The following is a 20,314-nucleotide window of genomic DNA, read 5'->3' on the forward strand; positions in this document are numbered from 1 at the left end:
GACTGCCCGACGCCGGCGGCAGCCCCCGTTCACCGGGCCACGATGACGGGGACCGGCGACCGGCGGAACACTTTCTGGGTGACGTTCCCGACGACCAGTCGGTCGGCCATCGAGCCACCGTGGGTGCCGATAACGACCGCGTCGAACTCGTCGGCCCTGTTCAAAATCGCCCGAGCCGGATGGCCCAGTTCGATGATGGTGGAGATCTCGACGTCGTACTCGGCGGCGAGGTCCCGGGCGTCGTCGAACAGCTCCTCCGCCTGTTCTTCGGCGGCCGCTTCGAGGTCATCCGCGAGCGCGAGCGACGTCGCTGCCGTCCCCCACGGCGACGGTCCGCCCAAGACGTGTATGACGGTGATGTCCGCGTCCGGATGGTTCTCGAGGGCGTACTCGAGCGCTCGCCGGGCCATCTCCGAGTCGTCCATCGGAACGAGAACCTGAGAGATCACGTGTCGAGTAGGGCAGGCTACGCATAAAGTGGTACTCCCGCGCCGCCGCGTCGTCGACGCCGACGGGGAGGGACTCCGAGACGCCGTACGGAACGCATCGGCGCTCGTTGAACAGTTCCCGTCCCGGTTACCGACCGGCTGCTCTCACTCGTACGTCCCCGTCATCCCGCCGTCGAACAGCAGATCCCCGCCGTTGAGGTGTTTCGCGTGCTTCGAGAAGCCGAACACGAACAAGTTCGCGACCTCGACAGGGCTCATCATTCGCTTCGTCCGCGACTGTCCGAGCATCACGTCCTCGACCACTTCCTGCTCGGTCAGACCGCGCTGTTCAGCGGTGTCCGGAATCTGCCCGGTCACAAGCGGCGTCGAGACGTACCCCGTCGACACCGAGAACGCCCGCACGTCGCCGTCACCCTCGGCCGCTAAGGACTGCGTGAGCCCCCGAATGCCGAACTTACAGACGTTGTACGCCACTTTGTCGCTCGTCGTGTAGTGGCCGTGGACCGACGCCATGTTCCCGACCGCGCCGCCGCCGGCCTCGCGCATGTGCGGGAACGCATGCTTGGACAGCAGCGTGGGCGCGCGGAGCATCACCCGCTGCATCAGGTCGTACTTTTCGGCAGGGAACTCCTCGATCGGCGCGACGTGCTGGAGCCCCGCGACGTTCGCGAGGAAGCGCAGATCGCCGTACTCCGCCGCGGTGTCGACGACCCGCTCGATGTCGTCGTCCTCGGTCAGATCCCCTTCGATCGTGTGGATCGCGCCCGGCGCGTCAAGGTCGGCTCCGCGGTCGGTGGTGTCGGCGAGGCCGTCGGCGTCCACGTCGGCCGCGGCGACGGTGCAGCCGTTGGCCGCCAGCGCGACCGCGACCGCGCGGCCGATTCCCGAGGCCGCGCCGGTGACCAGTGCGACCGAATCGGCGGCGTAGCGGTCGTCGTCGGCCTCGAGAACGTTCGCGGCGGTGAGGTCCGGGCCGTCGGCGCCCGGGGTGGGGTCGTCGGTCATGGGGAAGGACAGTCCCCGAACCATCCAATAAGGGAGGGTTCAGGTATGAACCCGGTCCCACGGAAGGATCCGCCCACGGAAACCCTTAACACGGAACCAGAGAATCGTTCATGATAGTACAGCTCCCCCATGATCGACATCGCACTCGATATGCGGCAGTACGACTGCCCGTTCATCGACACGACGGACGACGCCGAACTGAGCTTCGCCGCCTCCTACTGGGAGTTCAACCCCGCGGCCGGGGAGCTCGAGACCCGGATGGTCGTCGAGGCGCCGGACCGCCACGAGCTCGATCAGGGGCTGTCGATGCTCCGCGAGCACCGGGGGATGGAAGGGTTCGACCTGCTCGCCAAGCGCGACGGGGCGGCCCGCATCCGGACCACGATCCAGGAGACCAGTGCGATGAGCACGATCCGGCAGAACGATGGCTACGTCACCGGCCCGTTCTACATCGAGGACGGCCGCGAGACGTGGCACGTCGGCTTCGACAACGACGGGCTCGCCGACGGCGCGCTCGCGGGGCTGGAGCGCAACAACGACTTCTCGGTGCTCTCCCGGGAGGACACTAGCATCCCGGAGATCTCCGAGCTGATGAGCAACGCCGGCGCGGCGATGACGCTGATAAACGGCTGTCGGGAGCTCTCCGAGACGGAGCGCGAGACGCTCGAAACCGCGGTCGAGGGGGGGTACTTCGAGAGCCCGCGCGGCGCGACGCTGGGCGATCTGGCCGACGAGTTCGACGTCTCCAAGCCCGCGGCGTCGAAGAACCTCCGTCGCGCCGAGCGGAAGCTGATCGATCGGGTGGTCGACGCACTGGGAGAGCTGGAGTAGCGGCCCGAACGCCGGCGATATTTACATGTTAACCCGCCCATCCATGGTGGGAGAGAACCTCACACTGAGGATATGGCGCGAAAGCTATCGCGGCGAGGCATGCTTCGAGCGACCGGCGTTGCCGGCGTCGCCGGGCTCGCAGGCTGTACAGGCGCACTGAGTGGCGGCAGCGGCATGAGCATCGGCGTGCTCCAGCCGGTCTCCGGTGACCTCGGCTACTACGGGAAGCAGGCGCTCTGGGGGTTCTTCTCCGGAATGGCCTACAAGGGCGACACCGACCCGATCGAGGAGTCGACCACGGGGAGCTACACCGTGACCGCCGGCGACACCGAGTACGAACTGATCGTCCGTGACACGCAGTTCAGCGCGGACACCGCCCAGTCGGCGGCGACCGACCTCGTGGAGAACGAGGACGTGGACATGCTCTTTGGCACCGCGTCCTCCGGCGCGGCGACCCGCGTGATCGACACGGTCGTCGACACCGCGGAGGTGCCGTTCATGGCCGGTCCCGCGGCGTCGGCCGGCATCACCTCGAACGAGGGCACGTGTTCCGATCTCGTATTCCGGGCCTCCGAGAACACGGCGATGGACGCCCGCTCCGGCGGGAAGTACGTCGCGACCGAGACCGACATCTCGTCGGTGTACCTGTTCGGCGCCGACTACTCGTTCGGTCGCGCGGTCGTCAACAACTACGAGCAGGTGCTCGCGAACAACGGCGTGGAGATCCTCGACAAGCGCTTCGTCCCGCAGGGGTACAGCGAGTGGGACGGGCTGCTCCAGAACGCCGAGGACGCTGGCGCCGACGGCGTCGTCGGCGGGTTCACCGTCTCGACGCTCCCGCAGATGTTCACGGCCTACCTCCAGGGCGACTACAGCTACTCCGTCTTCGGCGGGCTGGCGACACAGGTCACCAGTCAGGTCGTCGGGCAGACGCTCCAGCAGGCGCTCGGCGAGCCGCTCACACAGGAGAAGCTCGACAACTCCGGGCTCGGCCCGTTCACGACGCGCTACCACTGGAACCAGTACGACAACGAGATCAACAGCTCGTTCGTCGACTCCTACACGAGCGCCTACGGCGTCGTGCCGGACCTGTTCACGTCGGGGACGTTCACCGCGGCCTCCGCGATCGTCCAAGCCGTCGAGGAGTCCGGCTCCACGAGCGGCAGCGACGTGGCCGGCGCGCTCCGGGGGATGACGGTCACGGACACGCCCAAAGGCGAGAACGGCTACACGTTCCAGGAGTACAACAACCAGGCCCGCTCGGCCATGACGGTCGCGAACCTCGCACCCACGAGCGACGAGTGGGCCGAGAACTGGGACGCCGCGATCCAGCCCGGCGAGCCCCTCGCGACGATCGGCAAGGGCGAGACCACGATCCCCGCCGACGCGCCGGGGATGAACTGCTCGCTGTAGATGCTCCGCACCGCCGGACTGACCAAGAACTTCGGCGGCCTCACCGCCGTCGATGACGTCGACTTTCGGCTCCGGGAAGGCGAGCTCTGTTCGCTGATCGGCCCCAACGGCGCCGGGAAGACGACGTTCTTCGACCTGCTGACGGGCGCGCTCGAACCCACGGCCGGCAGCATCGAACTCCGCCGGGACGGCGAGTGGGAGTCGCTCACCGACGCTGATCCCGCGGCGGTCGCGCAGGCGGGAGTCCACCGATCGTACCAGATTACGAACGTGTTCCCCGAACGGACCGTGCTTGAGAACGTCCGGGTGGCCGCACAGGCCGCCGGCGAGAACGCCTGGAAGGGGTGGCGAAACGCCAACACGTTCGAGGAGCACATCGAGGAAGCCCACAGGATCCTCGACCGCGTGGGCCTCGACGCGCTGGCGGACCGTCCGGCGAGCGCGCTCGCCCACGGCGAGAAGCGCCAACTGGAGGTCGGCATCGCGCTCGCGGGCGACCCCGACGTGCTGTTGCTCGACGAGCCCAACGCCGGCGTCTCCAGCGAGAGCGTCGACGACATCATCGACCTGATCGCCGACGTGGCGACGGATCACGCGGTGTTGCTCGTCGAGCACAACATGGACATCGTGATGAACGTCTCCGACCGCATCGTCGTGCTGAACCAGGGCGCAGTCATCGCCGACGACGAGCCCGCGGCCGTGCGGGACGACCCCGCGGTGCAGCGGGCGTACCTCGGCGGCTACGGGGTGGACGACGAGGCGGCCCCCACGACCAGTGGAGCGACGAGCGATACTGAGACCGACGACGACGAGGAGGTGGCCGGCGCGTGAGCCTGCTCGAACTCGACGGCGTCGAGACGTACTACGGCGAGAGCCACATCCTCGAAGGCGTCGACCTCGAAGTCGAGGAGGGCGAGGTGGTCGCGCTGATGGGTCGCAACGGCGTCGGCAAGACGACGACGCTGCGGAGCATCCTCCAGCTCACCCCGCCCCGCGAGGGGTCGATCCGCTACCGGGGCGAGGAGCTGGTCGGGAAGGAGACCCACGAGGTCGCCGACGCCGGCGTTGGGTGGATCCCCGAGGACCGCCGGATGTTCAGCCAGCTCACCGTCGAGGAGAACGTCCGCATCGCCGTGCCGAAAGGGTCAGACGTGCAGGCGGGGCTGGAGCTCGCGTGGGACGCGTTCCCCGACCTCGAAGAGATTCGTGACCGCGACGCCGGCGACCTCTCCGGCGGGCAGCAGCAGATGCTCGCGATCGCTCGCGGGCTGGTCGGCGGGAACGACCTACTGCTGGTCGACGAGCCCAGCGAGGGGCTGGCGCCGCTGATCGTCGAGGCCGTCCACGACGCGCTCGAAGCAGTGGCCGGCGAGACGACGATCCTGCTGGTCGAGCAGAACCTCCCGATGGCGCTCGACCTCGCGGACCGTTTCTACGTACTGGACCACGGCGTCGTCGTCGACAGCGGCGACGCCGACGAGGTGTCGACCGACTCCGAACGGCTCAGGAGGCATCTCTCGGCATGACGGGGGCCGTACTCACACCCCTGATCGTCGACGCGCTGGGGGAGTTCCTCCGGCTCGGGACGCTGTCGGAGGTGTTCGTGAACGGGCTGTCGAAGGCCGCGCTGTACGCGATGATCGCGAGCGGGCTGACGCTGGTGTTCGGGCTGCTGGGCGTGCTCAACTTCGCCCACGGCTCCTTTACGATGCTCGGCGCCTACCTCGGCGGGCTGGTGATGGTGGTGCTGGTCGGGAGCGCGACGGGCGACCTCGCCCGCGTGCTGTTCTTCCTCGTCGGCACGCTGTTCGTGTTCGCCGCCATCGGCGCGCTGGGCGGCGCCGTCGAGGTGGGGCTGATCCGCCAGCTGTACGACCGCCCGCCGATCTACCAGATCCTGCTGACGTTCGGGCTGGCGCTCGTGCTCGACGAGGCGGCCCGCATCGTCGTCTCGTTCTACGGCATCCAGCCGATCACCGACTGGCGTGACGCGCTGGGGACGAAGCCGGCGTTCATGGTCGAGAACCTCTCGTTCGCCGGGCTCTCGGTGTCGCCGCTGGCGCTGTTCCAGATCGCCTTCGGCACGGTCACGATCGGCGCCGTCTGGGTGTTCCTGACCCAGACGCGCTACGGGATGGTGGTCCGGGCCGGCAGCGAGGACGACGAGATGACCGCCGCACTGGGGATCGACGTGAACCGCGTGTTCACCACCGTGTTCGCGCTCGGCTCCGCGATCGCCGGCGTCGCCGGCATGCTGCTGATGTGGGACCCCGTCTGGGGGGCGAGCCTGCCGCTGGCACACGAGACGCTGCTGCCCGCGTTCGTCGTCGTGATCGTCGGCGGCCTCGGCACGTTCCGGGGCACCGTCGTCGCGGCCGGGCTCGTGGGTATGGTCGACGCGACGATGACGTGGTGGTTCCAGAACGCGATCACCTTCACCGGTCTCCCCGAGATGATGATCTTCCTCGTACTCGTGCTGACGCTGATCGTGCGGCCACAGGGACTGTTCGGCGTCGAGGAGGTGGGCGGCCATTAGCTCTCCCACCGAGGGCGGCAGCGCCGACGATCTCGGCGCCGATCCGCCAGACGAGGACGACCCGGCCGCACCCGAGGAGGGTACCATTGCGGCCGCCAGCGGGCGCGAGTGGTGGCGGCGCTACCTCCGGGAGCACACCGCCCACGCGCTGGTCGTGGCGGCGTTCGCGCTGTACCCGTTCCTCTACGCACTGCTGGCTGCCTCGCCGCTCGGTACGGAGGTCGAGACGCTGCTGCCCCGCGTCGAGACGATGGTCACGGTGTTCTACTTCGGCCTGTTCGCGATGTCGTTCGACTTCGTTTCGGGCTACACCGGCTACCTCTCCTTCGGCCACGCCATCTTCTACGGCACGGGCGCGTACTTCGTCGTGCTCGCGGCCAACGGGCAGATACCGCTGCTCGCGCCGGGGACGCCCTTCATGTTCCTACTGCTGCTGGCGGGGCTGCTCGCGGTCGTCATCGCGCTCGCGATCGGTGCGCTCTCCTTCCGACTCTCGGGAGTGTACTTCGCGATGATCACACTCGGGTTCGCACAGGTCGCGTACGTGTTCGTCCGCGGCTGGGACTACGTGAGCGAGAACCCGCGGGACGGCGCCGCCGTCTCGACCGATGTCCACCCCGACGGGTTCGACGTTGGGGTGCCCGGCGTCGACGCACTCAACCTCGAGATCGGTCGGCTGACCGGCGACAGCGTGGAGCTACTGTTCGTCGAACTCGGCGGCACCGAGGTGTCCTACTACATGGTCGGACTGGTGGTGCTCGTCTGCTACCTCGCGATGCAGCGGCTGATCCACTCGCCGTTCGGCACGGTGCTGCTGGCGATCCGCGAGAACGAGGAGCGCGCCGAGGCGGTGGGGTACGACCCGTTCCGGTTCAAGCTGGCGGCGTTCGCGATCAGTGGCTTCTTCGCCGCGATCGCGGGAGGCCTGATGGGCGGCTACGGCCGCTCGGTCGCCCCGGACAACTCGATGTACTTCCTCGTCACCGGCGACGCGCTGCTGGCGTCGATCATCGGCGGCTTCGGCACGCTCGCCGGCCCGCTGTACGGCCGGCTGTTCGACGAGACCGTCCGGGAGTTCCTCTCGAAGCGGGGCTCCGGCGGCGGGCTGCTGCCGTACCTCCGAGAGCACCTCCCGGCGAGCGTGATCGAGGCCGACCTCGTCGGCGGGCTCACCGTCGGCGGCGCCATCGAGACGTTCCTCAACGGCCACGCCAGCCTCTACATCGGCGTGATCTTCGTGCTGTTCGTGCTGTACGTCCCGAACGGCCTGCTCGGCACCGTCCGTGACCGCCTCGGCGGCACGGTCGCGAAACGGCTCCCCGACTCCCTCGACCGCTACCGGCGCGGCTGACCGGTGGCGACTCTCGACTCAATGACCGTCTCACTCACTGGCTACGGCCGTTACGTACCGCAGTCGACCATCACCGGCCCGGAGATCGCCGACCGCTCGGGCATCCCCGAGGACGTGGTCGTCGAGAAGATGGGCGTCGTCGAGAAACATGTCTGCCCGCCGGACGGCGACCACGCGACCGACATGGGCGTCACCGCGGCCCGCGAGGCACTTGACGACGCCGGCGTCGACGCCGCCGACGTGGATCTGGTGCTGTACCACGGCTCGGAGTACAAGGACCACGTCGTCTGGTCGGCCGCCGCGGATATCGCCGACCGCCTCGGCACCGAGAACGCCTACGCGACGGAGAGCTACTCGCTCTGTGCCGGGCAGCCGATCGCGTTCCGGCAGGTCGCCGCCCAGATCGAGACGGGGGACGTGGACACCGCGCTGCTCGTCGGGGCCAGCCGCGAGGAGGATCTCGTCGACTACGGCGACGCCGACGCGTCGTTCATGTTCAACTTCGGCTCGGGCGCGTGTGCGACCGTACTCGAACGCGACGCCGGCGAGCGCGCGCTCGCGACGATCCACGGCCACGCTGCCAAGACCGACGGCTCGTTCTCCCGGGACGTGATCATGCCCGCCGGGGGCTCCGAGCGCCCGCCCAGCGCGGCGACCGTCGACGAGGGGCTGCACACGCTGACCGTCCCCGACCCCGACGGGATGAAGGAACGGCTGGGCGAGGTGAGCCTCCAGAACTTCCTCGCAGTCGCCGACGATGCGCTCGCGGCGTCGGGGCTGACCCGCGAGGAGATCGACTTCGTCGCGCTCACGCACATGAAGCGCTCGTTCCACGACTACCTCACCGACGAGTTGGGCGTCGGCGACGGCCACCACTACCTCGACGAGTACGGCCACGTCCAGAGCGTCGATCAGGTGCTCGCGCTCGACGAGGGGCTGGACCGTGGGCTCGTCGCGGACGGCGACGTGGTGCTGTTCCTCGCCGCGGGGACGGGGTACACGTGGGCGGCGAGCGTGCTGCGGTGGGTGGACTGAGGGTCGATCGGCGGACGTTTTGTCGCTCGGAACGATCGAGAAACGGCTGGTGTGTAGTTCGTGCGAACTGATGAGAGAACGTTCTCGGGGCATTCCGAACGAGGCGGTGAGGGGGACCACAACATCTGAAGTGGTGGACCGACGACAGACGTTGTTTCGGACACCTCACCACGTGTGAGTTCCGCAGTCAGTTCAACGATCGCGACCGCCGCCTGGACTGCCTCCCGATCGAGAACCCACTACGACCCCTCCCAAGGTCGTTAAGGGGCATCCCTTCCCCCATGTATGGGTAGGGACCGATACACAATAATCTCCGTCTATTTTGAAGATTAAAATGTTTTTGACGATACAGAGCTTCGCTTGACGTCGCGCCAGTCCTCGCTAAACGAGTAGGAAGTAGAGGACTGTCGCCACTCCCGTCAACAACTGTCGATTTCTGACCATTTTCATCAAACACTTGATCGTTGACTGCCAGTTCCCCAGTACCGGCTTCGTCTCCCACACTTCACGTTCAGTTGTTTCTCAAAACGTCGCATCCGCGAGCGAAGCGAGCGGTTCGCCGGACCGGCCGAAGGGAGGTCCGGCATTTTGGCATCACCAGAATCGCGATGCGATTCTGGGTAGCAGTCAGAACGCAAAACGTTCTGACGACATGAACGAGTTTTACCGGGGTTCGACCGAGCGAAGCGAGGGAGGACCCCGGTAAAACCGTTCAGACGAACGCCTGCCGGATCACCGCCGCCAGCACGCGCGCGAACCCGGTCCCCTCGCTCCAGAACGCCGACTCGTCGGCGACGGTCGGCATCTCCTCGGTCGGCCGCACGCTCAGCAGCACCGTGTCGCCGTCGATCAGCAATACCCGACCGACGCTGAGCTCCGGTGCTGCCTCCTCCACGTCGACGACCGACAGTCCGGCGTCGCTCGCGGCCTCGCGCACGGCCGCGTCGGCGCTGGCGACCGTCACGTCGGCGCCGCCGTTCGCCGCCTCGACGAGCGCGTCGGCCACGTCGCCGGTCAGCAGCGCCGGGTTGCTCGTCGCGAACAGCACCTGGCGATCGGCGCCCGGGACCAGCGACGTGATCCGGGCAGTCACGTTCTCCCGCCCCTCGGTGGTCCAGATGGCCTCGCGGTCGTCGGAGGAGGCGTGCTGGCCCCGGACGCTCTCGAGGTGATCGAACGCCGCGTCAGCGGTCGACTGCAGCCGGTCGTACAGCAGTTCCTGGGCCTCGTCGACCGGGACCGCCCGGTAGCGCGTGGGCGACCCCTCCTGGACGTCGATCAGGCCCAGCTCCTCCAGCTCGTCGGTCGCACCGTACACCTGCGATCGCGGCACTTCGGTTACCCCCGCGACCTGGCTCGCGCTGGCGACGCCGATCTTCTGAAGGCCGACGAACGTCCGGGCCGCGTACGTCGAGAGCCCGAGTTCTGTCAGCGCGTTCGCGGCGTCGGCGTCGTCCATCACTCCTCCCCGCGGGTCCAGGCCTGGTTGATCCGGCTGAGCTGGGCCTCGGTGAGCTCCTCGCGCTCGAACCCGCCGTAGGCGTCCGCGAGATCCGCCGCCGACACCGTGCCGGAGGCGGTGACGCGCTCGAACACGTCGGAGACGACCGACACCTCGTACTCGCCGTCGGTCTTGTACACCTCGCCGCCGACGACGACGGCGCCGTCGAACGTGACCGTCTCGCCGTCCGTGGCGTCCTCGGGCACCGTCGTCGTGTACCGCAGCGTCGGGTTCTCGCCCTCGAGCGCGACCGAGAGCACGCCGTCTGCTTCGACCTGCCGAACCGGCTCGGTCGTCGCAGACTCGATGGTCGGCGTCCCGTCCGTCCGCTCGTACACGACCGCGCGGCCGTCGACGCCCTCGGTCTCGATGGTCACCGTAACCGTGCCGTCGGGGCCGACGACCGAGCGGTCGAAGCAGCGTTCGGCGCGGGGTCCCTGCCGCGCGACCTCGGTGGCCGTGCCTGCGGACCCGCCGTCGTCGGTGTCGCCGCCGTCGCTGCCGTCGTCGTCACCGTCGGCCGGCGCGGGGAACACGCCGTCCGGGCCGACGAAGCGCGTCCAGACCGCGAGCAGCGAGGGCAGCACCAACACGCTCGCGAGGAACGCGTAGATGATCGTCAGCCCCGTGATCTGGCCGAACTGCTGCAGCGGCGGTAGGATCGCGAAGATCAGCACGCCGAAGCCGCCGACCGTCGTGGCCGCCGAGCCCAGCAGCGCGCCGCCGGTGCCGGTGACCGCCCGCTCCATCGCAGTCCAGATCTCGCCGGTACGCTCCAGCTCCTGGTTGTACCGCTCGGAGAGGTGGATGCTGTAGGCCACCCCCAGTCCGACGGTGAGGCTGGTGATCATCCCCGTAATCACGTTGAACGGGATGTCGAGCAGATGCATCGTGCCGAGGATCCACGTCACGCTGAACGCGACCGGGAGCAGCGTCACCGCGCCCAGAGTCGCGCTCCCCTCGGTCAGCCGGTAGGCGATCATCAGGAACACGAACGTCGCCACCAGCGTGATGAGCAGGCTCTCGACGACGGTCTGAAGCAGCTGGTCCTGGACAATCTTGTTCAGCACCGCGCTGCCGGTCGCGGTCGCGTCCAGCCCCTCGCCGTCGACCTGGTCGGCCACGTCGCGCATCGACTCGGTGACGGCGTCGCCGTTCGCACCGCCCTGGACGGAGACCACGATCCGCATCGCGGTGTACTCGCCGTCGTCGCGGTCGATGACGCTCGACGCGCGGTCGGGTGCGACCTCGAACAGGTCGTCGTACAGCGCGTCGAGGTTGCGGTCCGGAACCCCGTCGTCGTTCGTGTCCGCGGCCTCGAACGCCGCGCCGAAGGAGTCGTTCTCCTCGGCGACGGCCTCCATCACCGACAGCGGGCTCTCGATCCGCGGCTCGCCGTTCGAGAGCGTCTGTGTCACGTCGTCCTGCTCGGCGGCCGTCGACTCCGCGTCGGCGATCCGCTGGAGCACGTCGTCGTCGGTGAGATCACCCCCGTCGGGCCGTATCAGGATCTGTGCTTGGGAGTCCTGTCGCAGGAAGTTGTCGTTGACGTACTCGAGGTTGGCTTTCGCCGTGTAGTCCCCGGGCGCGAACGGCTCGGGGAGATCCTTCATCCAATCGTCGGGGTCCTCCGCGATGAAGTCCGACTGCTCGAAGGACGTGTCGACCTGTGTCGCGCCGTAGCCGCCGCCGGCGCTGAGCACCAGCGCCAGCACGATCACGAGGTAGGGGCTCTTCCGTGCGGCGGTCGCGCCGACGGCGAGCACCGACGAGAACGCGCCGCCGCCGGTGCCAAACGCCCGCTTCTGTCGGTCGATCCCGCGCCCTTCGAGGAACTCGTCGATCTCGGCCTTCATCGCCGGGATGAGGAGGCCGAACACCAGCAGCGCCGCGGTGATCCCCGCGGAGCTGACGATCCCGAACTCCCGGATCGGCGGCACGGGGCTGGTGAGGTTCGAGAGGAACCCGATCACGGTGGTCGCCGTGACGTAGATCAGCGCGATCCCGACGCCGACGAGGGCGGTCCGCATCGACCCCCGCGGGCCGCCCTCCCCGCCGTTACCGCGCTCCTCGCGGTGGCGCATGAAGATGTGGATCGCGTAGTCGATGCTCAGCCCGATCAACAGCACCGGCACCGCGATGAAGATCTGGTTGAACGCGATGTCCGCCCAGCCCATGAAGCCGAACGTCCACGCCAGCACCGCGCCGATACCGAACAGCCCGAGCAGGATGTCGAGCACGTCGCGGTAAGCGACCGCGAGCGCGATCAGCACGAAGATGATCGCGAGCGGCCCGACGATCAGCAGACTGTCGGTCATCGAGCTGGTGATCTCGTCGCTGATGATCCCCGCGCCGAAGACGAGGTACTCGCCGCCGTCGGCCTGCCCGCTCACCGTCTGCATCGCCAGCTGGGCGTCGATTATCTCCTCACCCGCGGAGCCCTGAGCCGCGGAACCGTCACCTTCCATCGTCACGATCAGCATCGTCGCGTCGGCCTCCGTCGAGCCGGGGTCGTAGTCGGTCGGCATCAGGGCGAACGTTCCGGGCCCGTCGCCGCCGTTCCCGCCGGCGTCCTCGCCGAGCACGGTCCCGATCGTGTCGTGGATCTCCGACTCGTTCATCGAGCGGAGCTGCTCCTGCTGCTCTTCGAGGGTGGCGTTGGAGGCGTTCTCGTACTGCTGGCGCTCGGTTTCGAGCTCGTCAGCGAGCGTCTGGAGTCGGTCGGCGTCCGCCTGTAGCGCCGTGGAGCGCTCCTGCAGGGCGGCGTACTGATCCGCCAGCACGCCCTGCGTCCCGAGCTGGTACGCTTCCTGGGCCTCGGCCTCGGAGGTGGCGTTCCGGAGCTGTCCGGCCGCACGCTCGAACGTCGCGGCGTCCTCCTCGTCGAGCTCGACGCTCGTGTTCGCGCGCACGTCGGCGAACGCGGCCTCGACGCTCGCGTCGGGGTTCTGCCGGAGCGTCGTCAGCGACTCGCGCAGCAGCCCCGCGGTCGTGGTCAGCGTCTCGTTGCGCTCCTGGATCGCCGCTCGCTCCTCGCTGACGCTCTCGTTGAGCGCCTGCAGTTCGGCGGCGGTCCGCTGGACGTCCTCGCCCTCCTCGGCGCTGATCGCCGCGATCGCGACCACGTTCGCGATGCTCGTGCTAGGCTGGTCGTCCGACAGCGTCGCGTTGATCGTCTCGTTGTCGTGGAGCGTCTGCTGGTACTCCAGCATCCCCACGAGCGACGACCGGTCGAACACGTCGTCGTCACGTTGTATCACCTGTGCGGTCGTGGTGTCCTCGTCGCCGGTCGAGAAGTTCTCCTCGGCGTAGTCGAGCGCCTCACCCTCCGGGGAGTCCGTCTGGAACTGGTCGAGCGAGGACGTCTGCTCGACCATCGCCGCGCCGCTGCCGATTGCGACGGTCAACACCAACATCACCGCGATCACCACTTTGCTGTGGTCCATCACGGCGTCGACGACGGTGTCGACTCCTCTCATCCGCACCTCCGCTCGTCCGACGTACGCTGGCTAGTCATCTGTCTGTACTCTCGTACTAACAGCTCGGCCATAACCCTTCCGACTTCGGTGAACGCTCGTTCAACGTCGGAGGGGAACGGGCAGACGGAAGCGCTTTCCCCGACGGGCCGTTCAGGGGGCGTATGTCGTTGGTTCCGGAGCGACTCCGGCCGTACCTGGCCGGGCTGTTGGGCACTATCGCGACCGGGTTCGGGCAGTTCTACCTGCGGCGCTGGCTACGCGGGTTCGGCTGGCTCGCGCTGGCGTTCGCGGTGACGTTCGCGTTCGTCCCCGAGGGGACGCTGGTGGCGATGAGCTCCGGCGAGGCGATCGCCGACAGCACCGCGCTGTACCCCACGATGGCCGTCCAGTTCGCCGGCGCGTTCGACGCGTTCCTGCTGGCCTACCGGCGCCAGACCGATCGCAACGTGACGCCGGACGTCGACGTACCGGTCGTCTCCGAGGAGAACCCGGAGATGGTCACCTGCCCCAACTGCGGGAAGGAGGTCGACGCCGACCTCGAGTTCTGTCACTGGTGTACGACCGAGTTCACGTCGGCCGACTCCGAGTGAGGCCCCACGACCGACACCCATATCCTCGCGACTGAACATTCGTTCGACATGGGGGAGACACCACCGTTCCTCGCCGACCCCGGGACCACCCGGGAGTCGATCATGCGGGCGACGTATCTCGCGCTGTGTGAGCACGGCTACGCGGGGCTGACGATCCAGCGGATCGGCGAGTCCTTCGAGAAGAGCAAGTCGCTGCTGTACCACCACTACGACGACAAGGACGAACTGCTGCTGGCGTTCCTCCAGTTCATGCTGGAGGAGCACGAGGCGTCGGTACCCGAGACGGCCGACGGTGACGCCGTCGAACGGCTCGATGCGATCCTCGACGCGATGCTCACGCCCTCCCTCGCCGCGGAGCACGGGGAGTTCACCGCCGCGATGGTCGAACTCCGGGCGCAGGCCGCCCACGACGAGCGCTACCGCGAGCAGTTCGCCGAGCACGACCGGGCGTTCCGCGACCGGCTCGTCGACGTGATCGAGGACGGCGTCGAGTCCGGCGCCTTCCGGGAGGTCGACCCCGCGACCGTCGCGGAGTTTCTGAGTACGACCGTCGCCGGCGCGATGACCCGCCGCGTGACCGGCGGCGACGACGTGGCGGCGACGGCCGCCCGCGACGAACTCGACGAGTACGTCGACCGCGTGCTGCTGGCCGAGGACTGATCCGGCCGCCTGCTCCGGCGAGGGCGGGTTTAAGCGCCGTCCGGGCAAAGCGCGAGTATGGCCTCGAACACGCGGCTGTACGGCGCCGCGATCGGTCTCGTCTCGGGTGGCTACTCGCTGTGGAGCGCGTCGACCGGCGCGATGGGGACGGGCGGATGGCTGATGCTCGTGCTGGGCGTCGTCGTGCTCGGCCACGGCGCGCTGTTGCTGACCGACGGCGCCGACCGCCTCGGCGACGCAAGCGGCCCGCTGATGATCGCGTACGCGGTCCTGATGCTGCTGAACCAGGCGCTGCTCGGCTCGGGGATGATGGACGGGTTGGGCAGCACCGGAATGGACGGCGGGATGCAGGGCGGCATGGCCGGGCCGAGTGCCGGGATGGGCTGGGACGCCGGGATGGTCGCGCTCGCGGTGTTGATGCTGCTCAGCGGCGTCATCATGACGCAGGACGACTCGGCTGACGGGGGGATGTAGACGGGTCGGGCGACGGCTACCCGAGCTCGTCGACGAACGGTGCGACCCGTTCGTGGCCGAACCGGGCCGCCTCGCGCCCGTCGACGCGGCGGACGAGCGTGCGGGCGGGGGCGTCCGGCTGGGACGCGTGCGGCCGCAGCGAGTCGTGGCCCACGCCGCCCGCGAGCAGGACGACCGGCGCCTCGGGCGCACGCACTTCGAGCACGAACAGCCGCGTTCCGTCCACGTCGACGTACTGCACCTCGGTCCGGTACGTCGCGTCGTCATCGACGGCCGCCGCCAGTTCGTCCGCAACGTCTCCCGTGACGGTGAAGCTCAGCGTCACCGTGTCGTCGGCCTCCCGCGCCGTCGCGTGGTCGGCCACGACTTCGACGACGTCACGACCGTCCTCGCGGTACGTCGCCGCGGTCGAACTTACGACGTTCCGGACGCGCGTCCACGCCCTCGCGAGGGGGTGATCGCCCGGCATCGTTACCCCCCGGCCCCGCTGGCGGCCGCGCTGGCCTCCTCCTCGTTTTCGAGGTTGGTCTCGGAGTCGATCGCGTCGCGGATTCCGTCGCCGAGCGCGTTGAACCCCGTCACGACGATCACGATCAGCACGCCCGGCATCACCGCGATGTGCCACGAGACGGTCGTGAGCAGGGGCTGGCCGACGTTGACGAGCCGGCCCCACTCCGGCGTTGGCGCGGTGACGCCCAGGCCGAGGAAGGAGAGGCCGGCGGCGCCGATGATGATGCCGCCGAGGCTCATCGACGCGTACACCAGCAGGTAGCCGACGACGAACGGGAAGATGTGCCGCAGCATCGTCCGCGGCGAGTCGAGCCCGTAGCCGTCGGCGGCGTCGACCCACGTCCGCTCGGACACCTGCAGCGCCGGCCCACGGACCGCCCGCCACAGCGACGGCCAGCCCGTCAGCGCGAAGATCAGCGAGAGCAACACGGCGCCGTTGTACAGCCCGGCGATCCACGTCTGGGAGAGCACCACCGAGAGCATGATCACCACCAGCAGCTGGGGCAACGACTGGGTCGCGTCGCTGAGCAGGACGATCGCGAGGTCGACCAGCCCACCGTAGTACGCGCTGATCAGCGCGAGCGCCGCCGAGACGACCGCGCTGACGGTGATCGCGACGAGCCCGATGAACAGCGACACCCGCGCCCCGAGCGCGACCGCGGTGAACAGGTCCTGCCCGGAGGGTAACGTCCCGAATGGGTGGTAGCGGTTGTACCGATCGTAGCTGAACAGCCCGACGTTGCGCTCCTCGATCCCCTGTGAGGTCGACTCGAGGTTCGCCTGCCCGACCGTCACCGTCCGCACCTCACCGGCGTCCTCGTCGTAGTAGCTCACCTCGTAGCTGAACGGGTCCTCGACGTTGCGCTCCATCGTCGTCGGGCCGAGCGCGGGCGCGAAGATCGAGAGGATCAGGAACAGCACCACGACGACCAGCCCGAACTGGCCCCAGCGATGGCGGCCGAACCCGCGGACCGCGTCGTCGCGGGGCGTCCAGTCGGCGTCGCGGTACTTCCGGCGCCAGAGGCGGTAGCCGTACCACAGCCAGACACACCAGACGCCGCCGTAGAGGAACGCCACGGCTACTCGCAGCGCCCACGCCCCCGCCGGCGACAGCCCGAGGAACGTCCCCTGCCAGCCGGAGCCGGGGACGTTCGCCCCCTGGTTCGGGATCGTCTCCCGACTGATCAGGGTGGGGATCGAGTCGGCGAGGCTCGAGACGCCGGCGCCGAGCGGAAGGAGCTCGGTGGCGAACTGCAGCAGCGCGCCGAACTCCGGCAGCACCAGCAGGCCAGCGACTAGCGCCCAGCCGGCGGCGGAGTTCACGAGGACGGGGAGCCGGCGCCTGCCGGCGTCCCGCTGATAGACCTCCCCGCTCATCGTCGCTCCTCGTAGCCGATCCGCGGGTCGATCACCGTGTACAGCAGGTCCTGTGCGATGTTGATGGAGACCGTGATGAGGATGAACACGAACATCAGCGAGCCCGCGAGCGGGAGGTCGCCGCTAGTCATCGCCTCGTAGAACAGCGTCCCGATCCCGTTGATGCCGAACACGACCTCGACGAGCACGCTCCCGCCGACGAGCAGGTACGCCTCGCTGGTGACGATCGGGATCAGCGGGATCATCGCGTTCCGGAGCACGTGCTTGCCGACGATCCGGTGGTCGGGGACGCCGGTGGCTTTCGCCATGTCGACGAAGTCCTCCGTGATGATCTCGAGGACCGCCGTCCGGGAGAGCCGGAGCTCGTTCCCCATCGACGCCGAGCCGAGCACGAACGCGGCGGGGAGGATCTGCTTGGTCGCCGTGACGAACCCGTCGACGGTGCCGAGGTTCGAGAGGTCGGGCGCGCCGACGAGCTCGGTCTCGATCAGGAACGACTCCCAGCCGGCGCCGAAGAACAGCGACTCCGTCCGGGACAGCAGCGCGAGCAGGATCACCGCCAGCCAGAAGTTCGGCATCGCCCGCCAGACGATCCCGCCGATCGAGGCGGCGTAGTCCTCGGCGGAGTTGGCGTTGAGCCCGGCGTAGATCCCCAGCGGGATGCCCACGAAGATGGGGATGAGCACCGCCCAGAGCCCGAGCCAGATCGTCCGCGGGCCGAACTGCGCGAGCAGCGAGATCGTGCTCTGTCCCGGGTAGACGACCCACGACTGGCCGAGGTCGAACGTGATCAGAGCCGTCATATACTCCACGTACTGCACGCCGATGGGATCGGTGAGCCCGAGCTGTTGCCGGATGCGCTCCAGCTGTTCCTGTGCCTGTGCGCTGTTGATCGGGCCGACGATCGCGGCCGCCGGGCTGAGCGGGCCAACCCGGATGATCAGGAACGTCGCCGTCGTCCCCAGCCACAGCACGGGGATCGACATCAGGATCCGCCGGAACAGATAGGTGAGCCGATTCATGAGGCGTGGTCGAGTCGAACAGTTATCATGTGGGAAGAAAGATCCGCCGGCGGGCTCAGAACGTCACGTCGTCGTACAGTCGGTCGTGGAAGCCGCTGCTCTGGATCGGCACGTCGACGTCGTCGTACCACCACTGCTGGCCGCGCGGGTGGTAGTTCGTCAGGTAGATCGCGTCCTCCCAGATCGCCTCCTCCATGGTGATGAACGCCTCGTTGCGGGCCTGCTGTGCCGACTCGCCCGGGCCGAGGTTGTTCTGGATCTGCTCCCACGCCGCGGCCGCGCGCTCGGAGGCGTCGGAGGGGTCCTCGCGCCAGCGGACGAGGTTCCCCTCGTACGGGCGGCCGAACTTGAGCATGTCCATGGGCGAGGGGTACTCCAGCCCGTTCCCGAGGGTGTACATGTCGAGGTTGCCGCTGACGGCCTCGCTGATGATGGTGTTGAACGGCGCGCGCTCGATCGTGAGGTCGACGTGGATCGCCGACGCCTTCGACCGGAGGATGTCCGCGATCCGGGAGTAGGCGTCCGGGTTCCGGTCGTTGTACAGCGAGAGCGTGATCGAGGCGGGGTTGTCCGGGCCGTAGCCCGCGTCCTCCATCGTCGTCCGTGCCTCCTCCATCAGCGCCTCGTTGTAGCCGTACGGGAAGTTCTCCTCGGCGTGCTGGTCGTACGCCTCCTTCCCGCCGGGGTACACCGACGGCGGGCTCTGGTGGTAGGCCGGCTCGCCGACGCCGCGGAACCCCTGCTCGACGAAGTTCTCCTGGTTGACCGCGTAGTTCAGCGCCTGCCGGATCGGCTTCTCGACGCGCGAGCAGTCGAAGATGAAGTACGCGGTGTAGGCGTCGTCCCACGTCGCGTAGTTCACGGTCTCGTCGTTCGACAGCGGCCCGTACGTGCCGATCCGCTGGCCCAGCTCGCGGCTCTCCTCGAAGGAGACCTTGCTCGGGTCGAACCGGGAGTTGGGGAGCTCGAACGCCTGCACGCTCTCGTTGACCGCGCGCTGGTAGCGCGCCTGCGTGTTCTGGACCACCTGCATCCGGATCTCCTCCGGGCCGGGCTCCTCGCCGTGGTACTCCTCGTCGGCGGCGAGGACGACCTCCGTCCCCGTCTCGACGCTCTCCGTGCGGAACGGGCCCGTCCCGATCGGCGACTGCGAGGCGAACTCCGAGTACTCCATCTCCCCGTCGTACCCCTCGATGTCGCCGACGATACCCTCCGGCACCGGGCTCAGCGAGCCGTACGCGAACCAGAACAGCGCGTCGAAGAAGGGGCTGGCGAGCGTCACCTCCAGCGTGGTTTCGTCGACCGCCTCGACCGCCAGACTCCCGGGCTCGTACACCTCCTGCTCCTCGCCGTCGACCGTCTCCGTGGTGGTCTCGTGCTCGATCTGGAACCCGCCATCGAGGATCACCCCGCCTTCCTGACTGTTCTCGGAGGCGGCGAGGCGCTCCCAGGAGTACACCACGTCCGAGGCGGTCAGCTGGTCGCCGTTGTGGAACGTCACGTCCTCCCGGAGCTGGAACGTGTACGTCCGCCCGTCGTCGGAGACCGAGTAGTCCGAGACCAGCTGTGCCTCCGGCTCCAGGCTCCCGCGGGGGAGGCTGAACAGCTCACTGAACACGTGGTCGGAGACGAGCTGTGAGCCGTCGCCCTTGATCTGTACCGGGTCGAAGTTCGCCGCGTTCGGGATCGAGAGCGACAGCGTGTTCCCGGTCGGCGTCCCCTCGTCGGCGCTCCCCGGCGTCTCGCTCTCGGTCTCGGTCTCCCCGCCCCCGCCGCCGGTCGTCGGGGAGTCGGTCTCGTTCCCGCCACCGCTACAGCCCGCGAGCCCCGCGGTGGCGACGACCCCAGCCGTCTTCAGAAACGTCCGCCGTGGACGACCGCCCTCGTTGGAATCTTGCACACGAGCGAGATGCTTTCTGGGACGAAATAACGGATGGGATACAGGAAATACCACAGGGGTATGAATATTTTAAAGTCGTATAAGCCCGTGAATACACATCTATACGGGTCACTTCGGTCGCATCCGGAGGGCTATATAGCCGCCTCCCGCTCGACCCGAAGCTTTATTTCTTTAGGTACCC

18 protein-coding genes are annotated in these 20,314 nt (G+C 68.2%); 10 read left to right on the forward strand and 8 right to left on the reverse strand.

The genetic code is table 11. From position 1 onward, the window contains the following. Nucleotides 1-29: 29 nt before the first annotated feature. Both BN1959_RS10710 and BN1959_RS10715 read right to left on the reverse strand, forming a co-directional pair. The gene (locus BN1959_RS10710; RefSeq protein WP_053948648.1) at nucleotides 30-449 is read right to left on the reverse strand and encodes a universal stress protein; all 420 of its coding nucleotides are present in this window, start codon (nucleotides 447-449) and stop codon (nucleotides 30-32) included. A 144-nt stretch (nucleotides 450-593) separates the two neighbouring features. Further along, nucleotides 594-1,454, reverse strand: a complete 861-nt coding sequence (locus BN1959_RS10715; RefSeq protein ID WP_053948649.1) for an SDR family oxidoreductase — start codon at nucleotides 1,452-1,454, stop codon at nucleotides 594-596. Between the two features lie 129 nt (nucleotides 1,455-1,583). On the opposite strand from BN1959_RS10715, the gene BN1959_RS10720 reads away from it, so the two are divergent. The 7 genes from BN1959_RS10720 (at nucleotide 1,584) to BN1959_RS10750 (ending at nucleotide 8,620) form a co-directional block, all read left to right on the forward strand. Continuing rightward, nucleotides 1,584-2,285 (forward strand): helix-turn-helix domain-containing protein, encoded by a 702-nt coding sequence (locus BN1959_RS10720; protein ID WP_053948650.1) that lies wholly within the window; start codon nucleotides 1,584-1,586, stop codon nucleotides 2,283-2,285. Nucleotides 2,286-2,357: 72 nt separating this feature from the next. After that, a complete protein-coding gene (locus tag BN1959_RS10725; protein WP_053948651.1) occupies nucleotides 2,358-3,698 on the forward strand; it encodes an ABC transporter substrate-binding protein in 1,341 nt (446 codons plus the stop codon). Then, on the forward strand, nucleotides 3,699-4,529 hold the full coding sequence (locus tag BN1959_RS10730) for an ABC transporter ATP-binding protein (RefSeq protein WP_053948652.1): 831 nt from the start codon (nucleotides 3,699-3,701) through the stop codon (nucleotides 4,527-4,529). Beyond that, complete coding sequence (locus BN1959_RS10735) at nucleotides 4,526-5,224, forward strand: ABC transporter ATP-binding protein (RefSeq protein WP_053948653.1); 699 nt, start codon at nucleotides 4,526-4,528, stop codon at nucleotides 5,222-5,224. Before BN1959_RS10730 ends, BN1959_RS10735 begins: the two co-directional genes overlap by 4 nt. Beyond that, a complete protein-coding gene (locus BN1959_RS10740; RefSeq protein ID WP_053948654.1) occupies nucleotides 5,221-6,234 on the forward strand; it encodes a branched-chain amino acid ABC transporter permease in 1,014 nt (337 codons plus the stop codon). The genes BN1959_RS10735 and BN1959_RS10740 overlap by 4 nt, the downstream gene beginning before the upstream one ends. A gap of 250 nt (nucleotides 6,235-6,484) precedes the next feature. Beyond that, nucleotides 6,485-7,585 (forward strand): branched-chain amino acid ABC transporter permease, encoded by a 1,101-nt coding sequence (locus BN1959_RS10745; protein ID WP_348533020.1) that lies wholly within the window; start codon nucleotides 6,485-6,487, stop codon nucleotides 7,583-7,585. A 21-nt stretch (nucleotides 7,586-7,606) separates the two neighbouring features. Then, nucleotides 7,607-8,620 carry a 3-oxoacyl-ACP synthase gene (locus tag BN1959_RS10750; protein WP_053948656.1) on the forward strand — a complete coding sequence of 338 codons (1,014 nt, stop codon included), beginning with the start codon at nucleotides 7,607-7,609 and terminating at the stop codon, nucleotides 8,618-8,620. Between the two features lie 712 nt (nucleotides 8,621-9,332). Here the strand turns inward: BN1959_RS10750 and BN1959_RS10755 are convergent. After that, nucleotides 9,333-10,079: a TrmB family transcriptional regulator gene (locus BN1959_RS10755; RefSeq protein WP_053948657.1), complete on the reverse strand. Its 747-nt coding sequence runs from the start codon at nucleotides 10,077-10,079 to the stop codon at nucleotides 9,333-9,335. Continuing rightward, a complete protein-coding gene (locus BN1959_RS10760) occupies nucleotides 10,079-13,600 on the reverse strand; it encodes an MMPL family transporter (RefSeq protein ID WP_053948658.1) in 3,522 nt (1,173 codons plus the stop codon). The genes BN1959_RS10755 and BN1959_RS10760 overlap by 1 nt, the downstream gene beginning before the upstream one ends. A gap of 161 nt (nucleotides 13,601-13,761) precedes the next feature. Between BN1959_RS10760 and BN1959_RS10765 the strand changes: the two genes are divergently transcribed. From BN1959_RS10765 to BN1959_RS10775, 3 genes are read left to right on the forward strand one after another with little or no spacing between them, the layout of a single operon-like run. Next, complete coding sequence (locus BN1959_RS10765) at nucleotides 13,762-14,190, forward strand: zinc ribbon domain-containing protein (protein ID WP_053948659.1); 429 nt, start codon at nucleotides 13,762-13,764, stop codon at nucleotides 14,188-14,190. Nucleotides 14,191-14,238: 48 nt separating this feature from the next. Beyond that, the gene (locus tag BN1959_RS10770) at nucleotides 14,239-14,850 is read left to right on the forward strand and encodes a TetR/AcrR family transcriptional regulator (protein WP_053948660.1); all 612 of its coding nucleotides are present in this window, start codon (nucleotides 14,239-14,241) and stop codon (nucleotides 14,848-14,850) included. A gap of 57 nt (nucleotides 14,851-14,907) precedes the next feature. Beyond that, entirely contained in the window at nucleotides 14,908-15,324 is a 417-nt protein-coding gene (locus BN1959_RS10775; RefSeq protein ID WP_053948661.1) for a hypothetical protein, read from the forward strand. 16 nt (nucleotides 15,325-15,340) lie between these two features. Here BN1959_RS10775 and BN1959_RS10780 read toward each other — a convergent pair whose 3' ends face one another. From BN1959_RS10780 to BN1959_RS10795, 4 genes are read right to left on the reverse strand one after another with little or no spacing between them, the layout of a single operon-like run. Then, the gene (locus BN1959_RS10780; protein ID WP_053948662.1) at nucleotides 15,341-15,793 is read right to left on the reverse strand and encodes a DUF7529 family protein; all 453 of its coding nucleotides are present in this window, start codon (nucleotides 15,791-15,793) and stop codon (nucleotides 15,341-15,343) included. Between the two features lie 2 nt (nucleotides 15,794-15,795). Continuing rightward, nucleotides 15,796-17,211: an ABC transporter permease gene (locus tag BN1959_RS10785; protein WP_053948663.1), complete on the reverse strand. Its 1,416-nt coding sequence runs from the start codon at nucleotides 17,209-17,211 to the stop codon at nucleotides 15,796-15,798. After that, nucleotides 17,208-18,233: an ABC transporter permease gene (locus BN1959_RS10790; protein WP_053948664.1), complete on the reverse strand. Its 1,026-nt coding sequence runs from the start codon at nucleotides 18,231-18,233 to the stop codon at nucleotides 17,208-17,210. The genes BN1959_RS10785 and BN1959_RS10790 overlap by 4 nt, the downstream gene beginning before the upstream one ends. A 55-nt stretch (nucleotides 18,234-18,288) precedes the next feature. Beyond that, nucleotides 18,289-20,133, reverse strand: coding sequence for an ABC transporter substrate-binding protein (locus BN1959_RS10795; RefSeq protein WP_053948665.1), 1,845 nt, complete (start codon nucleotides 20,131-20,133; stop codon nucleotides 18,289-18,291). Nucleotides 20,134-20,314: the final 181 nt, after the last annotated feature.

This window comes from Halolamina sediminis, from assembly GCF_001282785.1.
In the GTDB taxonomy this organism is placed as follows: domain Archaea; phylum Halobacteriota; class Halobacteria; order Halobacteriales; family Haloferacaceae; genus Halolamina; species Halolamina sediminis.

Bases quoted from the DNA above. Each gene is read 5' to 3' on its own strand.
- BN1959_RS10725 (WP_053948651.1), top strand. From the start codon at position 2,358: ATGGCGCGAAAGCTATCGCGGCGAGGCATGCTTCGAGCGACCGGCGTT.
- BN1959_RS10755 (WP_053948657.1), bottom strand. From the start codon at position 10,079: ATGGACGACGCCGACGCCGCGAACGCGCTGACAGAACTCGGGCTCTCG.
- BN1959_RS10720 (WP_053948650.1), top strand. From the start codon at position 1,584: ATGATCGACATCGCACTCGATATGCGGCAGTACGACTGCCCGTTCATC.
- BN1959_RS10760 (WP_053948658.1), bottom strand. From the start codon at position 13,600: ATGAGAGGAGTCGACACCGTCGTCGACGCCGTGATGGACCACAGCAAA.
- BN1959_RS10780 (WP_053948662.1), bottom strand. From the start codon at position 15,793: ATGCCGGGCGATCACCCCCTCGCGAGGGCGTGGACGCGCGTCCGGAAC.
- BN1959_RS10790 (WP_053948664.1), bottom strand. From the start codon at position 18,233: ATGAATCGGCTCACCTATCTGTTCCGGCGGATCCTGATGTCGATCCCC.
- BN1959_RS10765 (WP_053948659.1), top strand. From the start codon at position 13,762: ATGTCGTTGGTTCCGGAGCGACTCCGGCCGTACCTGGCCGGGCTGTTG.
- BN1959_RS10770 (WP_053948660.1), top strand. From the start codon at position 14,239: ATGGGGGAGACACCACCGTTCCTCGCCGACCCCGGGACCACCCGGGAG.
- BN1959_RS10750 (WP_053948656.1), top strand. From the start codon at position 7,607: ATGACCGTCTCACTCACTGGCTACGGCCGTTACGTACCGCAGTCGACC.
- BN1959_RS10775 (WP_053948661.1), top strand. From the start codon at position 14,908: ATGGCCTCGAACACGCGGCTGTACGGCGCCGCGATCGGTCTCGTCTCG.
- BN1959_RS10730 (WP_053948652.1), top strand. From the start codon at position 3,699: ATGCTCCGCACCGCCGGACTGACCAAGAACTTCGGCGGCCTCACCGCC.
- BN1959_RS10740 (WP_053948654.1), top strand. From the start codon at position 5,221: ATGACGGGGGCCGTACTCACACCCCTGATCGTCGACGCGCTGGGGGAG.
- BN1959_RS10745 (WP_348533020.1), top strand. From the start codon at position 6,485: ATGGTCACGGTGTTCTACTTCGGCCTGTTCGCGATGTCGTTCGACTTC.
- BN1959_RS10715 (WP_053948649.1), bottom strand. From the start codon at position 1,454: ATGACCGACGACCCCACCCCGGGCGCCGACGGCCCGGACCTCACCGCC.
- BN1959_RS10785 (WP_053948663.1), bottom strand. From the start codon at position 17,211: ATGAGCGGGGAGGTCTATCAGCGGGACGCCGGCAGGCGCCGGCTCCCC.